Below are 12,605 nucleotides of genomic sequence, written 5' to 3'. Positions count from 1 at the left end.
AACAGTTTTTAGAAACTCCCTTAAATTTTATAACTTGGGCAGAAAGATCTGCTGAAGATTTTATCACATTTAAAAAATTGAATCCATGAAGATAACAGTTGTTGGTGCAGGAGCAGTTGGTGCTACTTGCGCAGATAATATTGCAAGGAAAGAGTTAGCAGAAGAGTTAGTTTTATTAGATATCAAGGAAGGTTTTGCCGAAGGTAAAGCAATTGACATGATGCAGACTGCCGCATTACTCGGCTTTAATACTAAAATAACTGGCGTGACTAATGATTACAGTAAAACAGCAGGTTCTGCAGTCGCTGTGATTACGTCCGGATTACCACGCAAACCGGGGATGACCCGCGAAGAACTGATTGGTATTAATGCAGGAATCGTTAAAGGGGTTGCTGAAAATATATTAAAATTCTCTCCTGACGCGATTATTATTGTGATCAGTAATCCAATGGACACGATGACTTACCTGTCGCTTAAATCATTGGGACTGCCTAAAAACAGGATTATTGGTATGGGTGGTACACTGGATAGTGCCAGATTTAAATACTACCTGAGTGTAGCGCTGAACTGTAATTCAAATGACTTACAGGGATTTGTTATTGGTGGGCACGGAGATACTACAATGATCCCTTTAACCCGCTATGCTACTTATCAGAGTTTACCTGTAACAGCTCTTTTATCAGCCGACGTACTTGCTAAAGTTGCTGCTGATACGATGGTTGGCGGAGCTACTTTAACTGGTTTACTTGGAACCTCTGCCTGGTATGCTCCCGGAGCTGCCGGAGCTGCCCTGGTTGAAAGTATAGTTCGTGATGAGAAGAAACTGTTTACCTGCTGTGTTGCCCTTGACGGAGAATATGGACAAACAGATATCTGTCTGGGCGTACCTGTAATTGTGGGCCGTAATGGTTGGGAGAAAATCATTGACTACAACCTGAACGAAGAGGAAAAAGCAGCCTTTAATAAAAGTGCTGATGCAGTCAGAGCGATGAATAATGTTCTTAAAGAAATGAAGCTTATTTAATGCGTACGATCGCAGTTCCACTTACTTTAATAAACTTAAATGATGACGGTTTCCACCTCCTGGTGGAAATCGTTGTTTATGGTCAGAAATATTGGGCCGTTGTGGATACTGGGGCTTCCAGATCTGTCTTTGATAAGGCCTTTATCGAAAAACACAGCGATGATGTTATTGTTCCGGATGACACTAATGCGACTACCCTGTTTACAACCTCCAGTACTATACAAACTATTATTCCCAGGTTAAAAATCGGCAAGCTGAATATTAAATCCTATCAGGCCGTTGCATTGGATCTGGAAACCGTTAATGAAGCCTATGTCGCAATGGGGCATCCCAGAATTGTTGCTATTATTGGGAGTGACATCTTCTTTCAGTACCAGGCAAAAATCAACTATAAGAAACTGAAAATTCAATTTTGTGCTAAACCAGCCTGATTTTTTTTAAGTTTATCCTAAAATACCTGTTTATGAAACTCCTGATTGTAGAAGACGAGCCCAATGTGGTCTCTGTGCTGAAAAGAGGATTAAGCCAGGAAGGATTTGAACTGAGTGTCGCTCCAGACGGGTTTATTGCTCTGGAAATGGTTGCGGCTCATTCTTTCTCTTTGATCATTCTGGATATCATGCTTCCAGGGATCAATGGGCTTGACTTATGTAAACAAATTAAAAAGAACCATCCGCAAACCCCTATTATTATGCTGACTGCATTAAGCAGTACAGAGAATATAGTTACCGGGCTGGATAATGGTGCTGATGATTATCTGGTTAAACCATTTAAAATAGCAGAACTGAGTGCCAGAATCCGCACGCTGCTCAGACGGTACGACGGCTTTCAGCAGGCAGATGAATTAATTACCATTGGAGATTTACAAATCAATATTTCCGCAAAAACAGTAAGCAGGGCACAGCAGGAAATCACCCTCACGGCCACCGAATACCGGCTGCTCCAGTTCTTCGCCAAAAACAAAAACAAAACTCTTTCCAGAATAGATATCCTCGAAAATGTCTGGGACATTGATTTTAACATGGGCACCAACGTCGTCGATGTTTATGTAAATTACCTGAGAAAGAAAATAGACAAAGGTTTTAGCACCAATCTTATTCATACAGTAGTTGGCCTGGGCTATCTGCTTAAAGAGAAATCGATGTAATGACATTAAACACCAGGATTACCTTCTTATTCGCTATTTTATCAGCTACTATCATCTCTTTACTGAGTGGATTCGTCTGGTATTTCGCCAATGAATTTGCTTTTGAAGATTTCTACAAAAGACTGGAGGCCCGGGTAAATATCACGGCAAAGATCAAAGTCTATCCAGGAGAAAACACCGCCGAATTTAAAGAGGTAAGACAAAAGTACCTTGAACGCCTTCCCAAAGAAGACGAACAGGTATTCGTTGCTGATAAAGCCAGTAAAATGGCTTTCGACAAAAAGGTACATCTTCCTTATAGTTTCTACAAAACCATTGAGTCAGGTCAGATGGCCCGGTATCGGAATGAGAATGTATTTTATGCTGGCAAATATTTCAAAAACGGTCTGAACGGGTATATTGTAATTATCTCAGCAAAGGACCCCTATGGATACCGCGAATTAAAGGATCTGCAAAAGATCCTGATCGCAGGTTTCTTTCTTTCTATTGCCTTATCCTATTTTGTAGGCAGGAAATTCTCGGAATTCACTTTCAGACCAATAAGAGTATTAATCAAAAAGGCCAAGGGAATCAGCGCAGAAAATTTACACCAGCGTCTGAATAATGTAAAAGGCAATGATGAGATTGCAGAAATTTCCCAGACATTTAATGAAATGCTCGACAGGTTGGAAACTGCGTTTGAAACACAGAATAACTTTATCAGTAATGCCTCCCACGAACTCAGAACCCCATTAACCATCATTAGCGGAGAGGCTGAGCTGGCCATTTTCAGAGCCGGCAGTCATGATCCTGATCTTCAGAAATCACTCCATACTATTCAGAACGAGGCCGAACGTCTTGAAAACATACTAACCAGCTTATTAGGCCTGGCCCAGTCGGGTTTCGACGGGCAGAAACAGCGTTGGGAGAATATTCGCGTCGATGAACTGATCTGGGATGTAAAAGCATCTATAGACCTGATCAATCCTGAAAACCAGATCCGGATAGATTTTTCCGGTCTCCCTGAAAATTCAGAGAGCATCAATCTCAACGGAAATTTAAACCTGATCAAACTGGCTGTTACCAATATCGTAAACAATGCCTGTAAATACTCGGATAACCGTGTTGTTGACCTCGGTTTATCCGTAACCCAACACAATATAGTAATCAGTGTCAAAGACCAGGGAATAGGCATTCCTGAGGATGAGCTGCAACATGTGTTTGAGCCATTTTTCCGTGCTTCAAATACCACCCGTTACAATGGATATGGAGTTGGACTTCCTTTGTCCCTGAATATTATACGGCTCCACAAAGGAAGTATCGCTATCAAAACTGTTCAGGAATCGGGTACCGAAATGAACATATTACTGCCCCGTTCCAGATAAACAGACCGGCAGACAATTCTAATCACTTTCTAATCTCACTCTTATACCGTTGCAATCTTCGGATAGTATCCTTGTATTAATTAATCATCAAGATACAATCAGAAAATACTGCATCATGAAAACAATTTTAATTCCTACAGATTTCCACGAAACATCAGTTCAACTTTCAGAGAATATTTTAAAGAGTTTTAAAAATGAACCCGTTAAGCTTATTTTCTTTCACGCCTACAAGCTGACTGATTCCATTTCCGATTTATTAATGCTGTCCCGCAGAAGCGCAGAGTATGGACAAATTCCAGAATCATTTTATAAGGCCTGTTATGATCTTCGCGAAAAATATAAAGAAGAAATAACCCAGATTGGCATTGAACATTTTTATGGAAGTACAATGGCTTCTTTCCGGAATTTTGCTGAAGCAAATGAGGTAGACTTCTTTCACCATCCCGAACCTTATAACTTCTGGAAAATATCAAAATACAGTATAGACCCGACTCTGTTCCTCGCAAAATCAGGTATTCCGAGACTTAAGGTTACACAGCCGGAAGAAGTTCAGACAAAACCTAAAACTGCGGCTACAAAACCTGTCATTGCTCAACTTGTCTAATCCTTTACCCTTTAACACAATGTTATGTTATTAAAAAAGAATGTCCCGCTAACCTATATATTTGGCAAAATAGCTAAAGAATTAATCATGGTATCTGCATATGCTGTCGGCATTGTTGTGCTCTATGAGAATTTCCATTTTACCAGAATCTCTATCCCGATTGCCGTACCAGCCTTATTAGGTACAGTGATCTCTCTTTTACTTGCATTCCGTTCCAACCAGGCCTATGACCGTTGGTGGGAAGCACGTATCATCTGGGGAGGAATAGTAAATGATTCCAGATCGCTTACCAGACAGCTATTATACTTTATTGACGATCCTTATTACTCGGCCGAAATACAACTGTTTAAAGAACGGTTTGTCAGAAGACAAATCGCCTGGTGTTTTGGATTAAGTCAGGCACTGAGAAATGACAATCCGACAAAGGGTCTGGAAAGACTAATGAAAAAAGAAGAACTGGACTTTATCAGCAAATATAAAAACGTACCGATGTCTATCCTTGAATTACATGGCAGGGATATTAAAATGGCACTTAAGGAAGGTTGGATTAATCCTTATCAGCAGGTAGAACTGGACAGAACATTGTCTAGTTTATGTGATCGTATGGGGGGCTCGGAAAGAATTAAAAACACCGTATTCCCGGTCACTTACAGTAAGTATATTAACATGACCATTTATCTGTTTATTATACTGCTGCCTTTCGGGTTAATCGAATTTTTCGGTTATGTAGAAGTGCCCATTGTCATTGCAATTTCTGCTGCATTTCTTTTAATTGAGAAAATGGCAATCCATCTGCAGGATCCTTTTGAGAACAAACCGACGGATACACCGACCACTACAATCTCAAAAACCATAGAACGCGATTTATCACAGATGCTGAATGATGCCAGCTACCAGGAAGACAAAATGGCGATGGAACCCGTTCATAGTTCCAAGACTTATTATATTTTATAATTCACCAAATCAGACACAAAAAAAGGAGGAGCTTATGGCCCCTCCTTTTTTTGTATAAAGACTGCTTACCTAAGCATCAATCTTCGCGTATTTCGCATTTCTTTCAATGAATTCTCTTCTTGGTGCTACCTCATCTCCCATTAACATAGAGAAGGTATGATCACACTCAGCAGCATTTTCAATTGTAGCCTGCAATAAGGTACGGTTTGCCGGATTTAAAGTAGTATCCCAAAGTTGTTCAGCGTTCATCTCACCCAAACCTTTGTAACGCTGGATATGTACACTTTCTTCTTTACCCTGACCTTTTAACCTTTGAACAGCTGCATCACGCTGCTGATCATTCCAGCAATATTCCTGCTCTTTTCCTTTTTTAACCAGATATAGTGGTGGAGCAGCGATATAAACGTAACCAGCTTCAATTAACGCTTTCATATATCTGAAGAAGAATGTCAGAATCAGCGTAGTAATGTGTGATCCGTCAATATCAGCATCCGTCATGATGACAATTTTATGGTAACGAAGCTTTGTCATGTTCAATGCCTTATCATCTTCAGGAGTACCTATACTTACCCCAAGGGCAGTAAACATATTCTTGATCTCATCGTTTTCGTAGATCTTGTGCTCCATTGCTTTTTCCACGTTAAGGATCTTACCCTTTAATGGAAGAATAGCCTGGAAATTACGGTCACGGCCTTGTTTTGCAGTTCCACCCGCCGAATCTCCCTCGACCAGGTACAATTCACATTTTTCCGGATCGCTGTCTGAACAATCGGCAAGTTTACCTGGTAAACCAGAACCGCCCATTACACTCTTACGCTGAACCATCTCACGTGCTTTACGTGCTGCTGCACGTGCAGTCGCAGCAAGGATAACCTTGTTGACGATCATTTTAGCTTCTTTCGGATATTCTTCCAGATAGATACCTAATGCTTCACCAACCGCGATATCTACAGCACCCATCACCTCAGTATTACCTAATTTGGTTTTGGTCTGCCCTTCAAACTGAGGCTCCTGTACTTTTACCGAAATTACCGCAGTCAGACCTTCACGAAAGTCATCACCGGTAATTTCAAATTTCACATTCTTTAATAAACCTGACTTATCAGCATATGCTTTCAGCGTACGGGTTAATCCTCTTCTGAAACCGGCAATGTGCGTACCGCCTTCATGTGTATTAATATTATTTACATAAGAGTGTACATTTTCAGCATAGCTGTCATTGTACTGCAAAGCAAGCTCTACAGGAATACCATTTTTAATTCCCTCTACATAAATAGGCTCAGCAATTAATGAAGGACGACCTCCGTCTAAAAACTGAACAAATTCTTTCAATCCACCTTCAGACAGGAAAAGTTCAGTCAGGAAATTCCCCTGATCATCTACTTCACGCTCATCTGTCAACGTTAAGCTGATACCTTTATTTAAGAAAGATAACTCTCTTAAACGGGATGCCAGTGTATCATAACGGTACTCTGTAGTCTGTGTAAAAATGGTATCATCAGGCGTAAAAGTGATTACTGTACCCCTTTTATCTGTTTCACCAACTTTTTTTACATCATACTGTGGTTTACCCATACGGTATTCCTGCGCCCAGATCTCTCCATCGCGGTGTACCTCTGCTTTCAGGTGTACTGATAATGCGTTCACGCAACTTACCCCCACACCGTGTAATCCTCCGGAAACTTTATAAGTATCTTTATCAAACTTACCACCGGCATGCAATACAGTCATTACAACCTCTAAAGCCGATTTTTGTTCTTTCTGCATGATACCAGTCGGAATACCACGACCGTTATCTTCAACCCTGATAGAATTATCTTTAAGAATATTTACCGTAATGGTATTGGCATGACCAGCGAGAGCCTCATCAATAGAGTTATCTACTACCTCATAAACCAAATGGTGTAATCCTTTAACACCCGTATCACCTATATACATTGAAGGGCGCTTACGCACCGCTTCTAAACCTTCTAATACCTGTATATTATCTGCCGAATAATTTGACTTTGAATCTTTTTCTTCGCTCATAAATGTTAATAAAAAATAAGATTCAAAAATAACCAATTATGGCCAATTAAAGGCAAATGTGGATAACTATTTGAACAAAAAATCGCTTTAATGACCCAAAAAAAACAAGTTATTTAGGATACTAAATTGGAAATTTTATATTTGCTAAAATTTACCCCTTCAGTTTAGGCCAGAATCGGGTATCAGAACTGAAAAAGAAATAAAAAACACAAAATAATAATAGCATAAATGAACAGAACATCCCTTAAACTAAGCACACTGGCTACAGCTGTAGCATTAGTTTCCGTAATGGCTTCCTGCCAGAACAAAGATAATAAAGCGGCTACTACAACTGCTCCGGCTAAAACCGATGCAACTGCAGTAAAACAAAACGAGTCTATAGTTTATGTAAATTCAGATTCTTTATTAACTAAATATCAGTATTTCAAAGATCTTAAAGTTAAATTAGATGCTAAATCTAAAGCAGCCCAGACAGATCTTGCGGCAAAACAACAAGCTTTCCAGCGTGAAGTTGCCCAGTATCAGCAAACTCAGAACACTTTACCAGCTGATCAGAGAGCAACTACTGAGCAGAGATTAGCTCGTAAACAACAGGAATTACAAGCTTATCAGCAAAATGCTGGTGCAGCTTTACAGAACGAACAAGGTGCTGAGCAAGAAAAATTATACAACAAAATTGCTGATTACCTGAAAATCTACGCTAAAGGAAAAGGTTATAAAATGGTATTGACTTACCAGAAAGGTAACAGTGCTATTTTATTTGCTGATCCATCCCTGGATGTGACCAGCGAAGTGATCACTGGCCTGAACGAAGGTTATAAAGCTGACAAAAAATAAGCAGCCTATCCATAAAAAAAATGCCCCGGAAAAATCCGGGGCATTTTTTTTATCCTTAAACCAGGTTATCCTTCTGCTTCATCTTCCTCAAAAAGATTACCTTTCAAATCGTCAATTTCTCTTCTGTCTCTCTTGGTAGGTCTTCCAGCCCCCCTGTCCCGGATTAATACCGGCGAATGAAACATAGATTTATACCCTTGTGTTTCTTCCAGCGGGGTAATATCCTTATATTTTGTAATTGCGATCTTAGATTCTACTCTCGTATACAATAGCTCAACTACCTCTATCACTTTTTTCTCTATTCCTTTAGAAACCTGATAGATATCTCCAGGTTTCACAATTATAGAAGCCTTCACATTCTGTCCGTTAAATTTAACGCGGCCAGCCTTACAAGCTTCAGTTGCTAAAGTTCTTGTTTTAAACAATCTTATTGCCCACAAGTATTTATCTATCCTTAATTTTTCCTGCTCTGCCATAAAAAATCAAAAATACATAAGTAAAAGATCGCGCAATACATAAAATTGATTTATTTTGTGAAAAAATAAAAATTGATAATGATTAAAGAACTCAAAAAATTAATAGAGGCGGCCTGGGAAGATAGAACTCTATTAGAATATACAGAATATTGTGAAGCGATTGAGGCTGTTATTATGCAGTTGGATAAAGGTGAACTTCGTGTTGCAGAACCGATTTTAAACTCTTGGGGAATTAACGAATGGATAAAAAAGGCAGTTATCCTGTATTTCCCGATCAGAGAAATGAAAGAAAGTACTGTTGGTCCTTTCGTATTTCATGATAAAATGAAACTGAAAACCAATTACAAAGAATTAGGTGTAAGAGTAGTTCCTGGTGCTAGCGCCCGTTATGGTGCTTACTTATCTAAAGGCGTGATCTTAATGCCTTCTTATGTAAATATTGGTGCTTTTATTGACGAAGGTACAATGGTTGATACCTGGGCAACAGTAGGCTCATGTGCACAAATCGGAAAACATGTTCACCTGAGCGGTGGTGTGGGTATTGGTGGTGTTTTAGAACCAATCCAGGCAGCTCCGGTAATTATCGAAGATAACTGTTTCCTGGGCTCAAGAGCAATCGTAGTAGAAGGTGTGCGTGTAGAACGTGAGGCTGTTTTAGGTGCGAACGTTGTATTAACTGCTTCTACAAAAATTATCGATGTAACCGGAAGTACTCCAGTTGAATATAAAGGTATCGTTCCTGCAAGATCAGTTGTGATCCCAGGTAGCTACACTAAAAAATTCCCTGCCGGAGAATACCAGGTTCCATGTGCACTTATTATTGGAAAACGTAAAGAATCTACAGATAAAAAGACTTCACTTAATGATGCATTAAGAGAAAATAATGTAGCTGTTTAATGAATATTGGTTTTGATGGAAAAAGGGCTGCCAATAACCTGACTGGTTTAGGTAATTACAGCAGGTCACTGATCTTACAATTATCAGAATTTTTCCCTCAAAACCAGTACTTTGTTTACACTCCGAAATACAAAAAAACGGGGCAGATCAATCATTTTTTTGAGAAAAAGAATATCCGTCTCGTATTGCCCGAACAATTTTCTTTTTTATGGCGTAGTTTCGGGATCAGGAAACAGCTAAAAAAGGATAATATTGCTATTTATCATGGTCTGAGTGGTGAGATTCCTGTCGGGATTCCAGCTGAGATCAGGACTGTGGTCACTATTCACGACCTTATTTATCTCCGTTTTCCACAGCACTACAAATTCATCGACCGCACCATTTACAATCTCAAGAGTAAATATGCATGCAAACATGCTGATCATATCATTGCCATCAGTGAACAGACCAAAAACGACATTATTGAATATTATCAGGTTGAGCCTTCCAAAATAGAAGTCCTCTATCAAACCTGCGATGATTCCTTTAAACAGATTATACCGCAGGATTTCAAAGACACTATCCGCCTGAAGTATAACCTGCCGGAAAAATACATCCTCAATGTAGGAACTATAGAACCCAGAAAAAATCTGTTAATTCTGATCCAGGCACTACCTTCAGTTGATCCAGCCTTTAAGTTGGTTGTCGTTGGTAAAAAACAAGCTTATGCAGAGCAGGTCATAGCCGAAATTACCCGGCTGGGACTCGAAGAAAGAGTAATTTTTCTGAAGGATATTCCATTCACTGATCTCCCTTCAATTTACCAGCTCGCAACCCTGTTTGTTTATCCGTCTTTTTATGAAGGTTTTGGCATTCCTGTGATTGAAGCCCTCTATGGAGGAATCCCTACTATAGCTGCGACAGGGTCTTGTCTGGAAGAAGCGGGAGGCCCTCATAGTATATATGTCAGTCCAAATGATCCAGCAGGTTTTGCCGGTGCCATCAATTCAGTATTAACTGACCCTGAACTGGCACGCAGGATGAAGGAAGAAGGTTTAAAGTATGTTCAGAAATTCAATACAACATCCTTATCCGCTCAACTGATGGATTCTTACAATAATTTAATAAATTTACACCATGCTAAAAACGGAAATTGACAAGGCCTTAACCGTCTTGAAAAACGGAGGTATAATCCTCTATCCAACTGATACAGTATGGGGTATAGGCTGTGATGCTACTAATGAGGCGGCTGTTGAAAAAATCAATGTAATTAAAGGCCGTTCGGCGGATAAGAGTTTTATTATCCTTTTAGACAATGATTCAAAAATACAAAGTTATATCAACGAAGTACCTGAGGTCGCTTACGATCTGATTGAATATGCCGAAAATCCTTTGACCATCATTTTTTCAGGGGCAAAAAATTTAGCTAAAAACGTAATCAATAGTGACGGCAGTGTAGGTATAAGAGTGGTCAGACACGATTTCACACAGCAATTACTACAGCGTTTCCGAAAACCCATTGTCTCTACTTCCGCTAATCTTTCCGGTCAGCCGACGCCACAGATTTTTGACGAAATCGATGAAGAAATTAAAAATGCAGTAGATTATGTAGTGGACTGGGAACAAGAGCTCAGAACTCCTAAAAAGTCATCTACCATTATGAAATTAAGCCCATCTGGTCAATTTTCCTTTATAAGAAAGTAAGTTTTACTATTTTTGCAGGCCCGGATTGTACAATCGGGAGATACCACATAAAATTTCAAGCAATAAAAAGCTCGCAATGGCTTTAAAGCAATAAAAAATAATACCCATTTTGAAAAAAAATCTAGAACATCCTGTTTTTAAGGTGCTGGCCGATATTGCCGATGAAAATCAGATCGAAGCCTATGTGATTGGTGGATACGTACGGGATATTTTCCTCAAAAGACCCTCAAAGGATATTGATGTGGTTGTTTTGGGAAATGGAATCGAATATGCTGAACTTGCCGGAAAACAATTAAAAAGCAAAGTGGCTGTTTTCAAAAACTTCGGTACGGCTATGCTCAAATACCGCGATCTGGAACTGGAATTTGTAGGTGCAAGAAAAGAATCTTACCGTGCAGATTCCCGTAAACCAATTGTAGAAAATGGCACCATTAAAGATGATCAGCTCAGAAGGGATTTCACTATTAATGCTTTAGCTATTTCATTAAATAAAGAAAACTTCGGACAACTCGTGGATCCTTTCAATGGCGTAGAGGACCTTCATAATAAGCTGATCCGTACCCCTCTGGATGCAGAAATTACTTTTTCTGATGATCCATTACGTATGATGCGTGCTATCCGCTTTGCGACACAGCTGAATTTCAATATTGATCCTCAGGCCCTGGCCGCGATCGCCAAACAGAAAGAAAGAATCAGTATTGTTTCCAAAGAAAGAATTACTGATGAGCTCAATAAAATTATCCTCTCCCCTGTTCCGTCCATCGGTTTCAAATACCTGTTTGACACAGGGCTGCTTCATATTATATTTCCACAAATGGCTAATTTATATGGCGTAGAAATCATCAACGGAAAAGGACATAAAGATAATTTTTACCATACACTTCAGGTACTCGACAATATCTGTGAAGTTACCGACGATCTCTGGCTCCGCTGGGCAGCAATCCTCCATGATATTGCAAAACCGGCTACCAAACGTTTCGAAGAAAACCACGGATGGACTTTTCATGGTCATGAAGATAAAGGAGCGAGAATGGTTCCCCAGATTTTCACGCAGCTTAAACTTCCACTGAATGAAAAAATGAAATTCGTTCAGAAACTGGTTCAGTTACACTTACGTCCTATTGTGCTTGCACAGGAGGTCGTTACCGATTCTGCTGTAAGGCGCGTACTTTTTGATGCAGGTGAAGATATTGAAAGCCTGATGTTATTGTGTAATGCCGATGTCACTACAAAAAACGAATACAAGGTCAAAAAATACCGCAATAATTTTGAGCTCGTTAAACAGAAGCTCAAAGATGTAGAAGAACGGGATAAAATAAGAAACTGGCAACCTCCTGTTTCAGGGAACGACATCATGAACGTATTTGGTCTTGCTGCCGGCAAAGAAGTTGGCATGATCAAAAATGCGATCCGCGAAGCAATACTGGAAGGAGAAATAACAAATTCACCTGATGAAGCGTTAGCATTTATGCTGCGTAAAGGGAAAGAATTCGGATTGATCCCAGTGACAGAACAACAAAAAAAATAATGTTACCATTATTGCCTAAATTCGCAGAATAAAGGCTTATAATGGCTCTATAACCCGGAAAAT

General features: G+C 39.6%; 13 protein-coding genes. 11 read left to right on the top strand and 2 right to left on the bottom strand.

Features of this window, described 5'->3' with window-relative positions:
- The first annotated feature begins 85 nt into the window (after nucleotides 1–85).
- The 6 genes from mdh (at nucleotide 86) to HDF25_RS13170 (ending at nucleotide 5,093) form a co-directional block, all read left to right on the top strand.
- A complete protein-coding gene (mdh, locus tag HDF25_RS13195; RefSeq protein ID WP_184625399.1) occupies nucleotides 86–1,024 on the top strand; it encodes a malate dehydrogenase in 939 nt (312 codons plus the stop codon).
- Nucleotides 1,024–1,455, top strand: coding sequence for a retropepsin-like aspartic protease (locus HDF25_RS13190; protein ID WP_184625397.1), 432 nt, complete (start codon nucleotides 1,024–1,026; stop codon nucleotides 1,453–1,455). The genes mdh and HDF25_RS13190 overlap by 1 nt, the downstream gene beginning before the upstream one ends.
- Before the next feature lie 32 nt (nucleotides 1,456–1,487).
- Nucleotides 1,488–2,171, top strand: coding sequence for a response regulator transcription factor (locus HDF25_RS13185; RefSeq protein ID WP_184625395.1), 684 nt, complete (start codon nucleotides 1,488–1,490; stop codon nucleotides 2,169–2,171).
- The gene (locus HDF25_RS13180) at nucleotides 2,171–3,535 is read left to right on the top strand and encodes a sensor histidine kinase (RefSeq protein ID WP_184625393.1); all 1,365 of its coding nucleotides are present in this window, start codon (nucleotides 2,171–2,173) and stop codon (nucleotides 3,533–3,535) included. The genes HDF25_RS13185 and HDF25_RS13180 overlap by 1 nt, the downstream gene beginning before the upstream one ends.
- 115 nt (nucleotides 3,536–3,650) lie before the next feature.
- On the top strand, nucleotides 3,651–4,139 hold the full coding sequence (locus tag HDF25_RS13175) for a hypothetical protein (protein WP_184625391.1): 489 nt from the start codon (nucleotides 3,651–3,653) through the stop codon (nucleotides 4,137–4,139).
- Between the two features lie 24 nt (nucleotides 4,140–4,163).
- Nucleotides 4,164–5,093 carry a bestrophin family protein gene (locus HDF25_RS13170; RefSeq protein ID WP_184625389.1) on the top strand — a complete coding sequence of 310 codons (930 nt, stop codon included), beginning with the start codon at nucleotides 4,164–4,166 and terminating at the stop codon, nucleotides 5,091–5,093.
- Nucleotides 5,094–5,162: 69 nt separating this feature from the next.
- Here the strand turns inward: HDF25_RS13170 and gyrB are convergent, their stop codons facing one another.
- Nucleotides 5,163–7,121: a DNA topoisomerase (ATP-hydrolyzing) subunit B gene (gene gyrB / locus HDF25_RS13165; protein ID WP_184625387.1), complete on the bottom strand. Its 1,959-nt coding sequence runs from the start codon at nucleotides 7,119–7,121 to the stop codon at nucleotides 5,163–5,165.
- A 228-nt stretch (nucleotides 7,122–7,349) separates the two neighbouring features.
- Between gyrB and HDF25_RS13160 the strand changes: the two genes are divergently transcribed.
- Entirely contained in the window at nucleotides 7,350–7,958 is a 609-nt protein-coding gene (locus HDF25_RS13160; protein ID WP_184625385.1) for an OmpH family outer membrane protein, read from the top strand.
- A 65-nt stretch (nucleotides 7,959–8,023) separates the two neighbouring features.
- Here the strand turns inward: HDF25_RS13160 and HDF25_RS13155 are convergent, their stop codons facing one another.
- Complete coding sequence (locus HDF25_RS13155; protein WP_184625383.1) at nucleotides 8,024–8,434, bottom strand: RNA-binding S4 domain-containing protein; 411 nt, start codon at nucleotides 8,432–8,434, stop codon at nucleotides 8,024–8,026.
- Nucleotides 8,435–8,512: 78 nt separating this feature from the next.
- Between HDF25_RS13155 and HDF25_RS13150 the strand changes: the two genes are divergently transcribed.
- The 4 genes from HDF25_RS13150 to HDF25_RS13135 all read left to right on the top strand — a co-directional run bounded on the left by HDF25_RS13150 (nucleotide 8,513) and on the right by HDF25_RS13135 (nucleotide 12,542).
- Nucleotides 8,513–9,331 (top strand): 2,3,4,5-tetrahydropyridine-2,6-dicarboxylate N-succinyltransferase, encoded by an 819-nt coding sequence (locus HDF25_RS13150; protein ID WP_184625381.1) that lies wholly within the window; start codon nucleotides 8,513–8,515, stop codon nucleotides 9,329–9,331.
- Nucleotides 9,331–10,467 (top strand): glycosyltransferase family 4 protein, encoded by a 1,137-nt coding sequence (locus tag HDF25_RS13145; protein ID WP_184625379.1) that lies wholly within the window; start codon nucleotides 9,331–9,333, stop codon nucleotides 10,465–10,467. Before HDF25_RS13150 ends, HDF25_RS13145 begins: the two co-directional genes overlap by 1 nt.
- Nucleotides 10,448–11,014: an L-threonylcarbamoyladenylate synthase gene (locus tag HDF25_RS13140; protein ID WP_184625377.1), complete on the top strand. Its 567-nt coding sequence runs from the start codon at nucleotides 10,448–10,450 to the stop codon at nucleotides 11,012–11,014. Before HDF25_RS13145 ends, HDF25_RS13140 begins: the two co-directional genes overlap by 20 nt.
- 109 nt (nucleotides 11,015–11,123) lie before the next feature.
- Nucleotides 11,124–12,542, top strand: a complete 1,419-nt coding sequence (locus HDF25_RS13135; RefSeq protein WP_184625375.1) for a CCA tRNA nucleotidyltransferase — start codon at nucleotides 11,124–11,126, stop codon at nucleotides 12,540–12,542.
- The last annotated feature ends 63 nt before the right edge of the window (nucleotides 12,543–12,605 follow it).

This window comes from Pedobacter cryoconitis (genome assembly GCF_014207135.1).
Taxonomy (GTDB): domain Bacteria; phylum Bacteroidota; class Bacteroidia; order Sphingobacteriales; family Sphingobacteriaceae; genus Pedobacter; species Pedobacter cryoconitis_D.
This window is presented reverse-complemented; position numbering and strand designations above follow the sequence as displayed.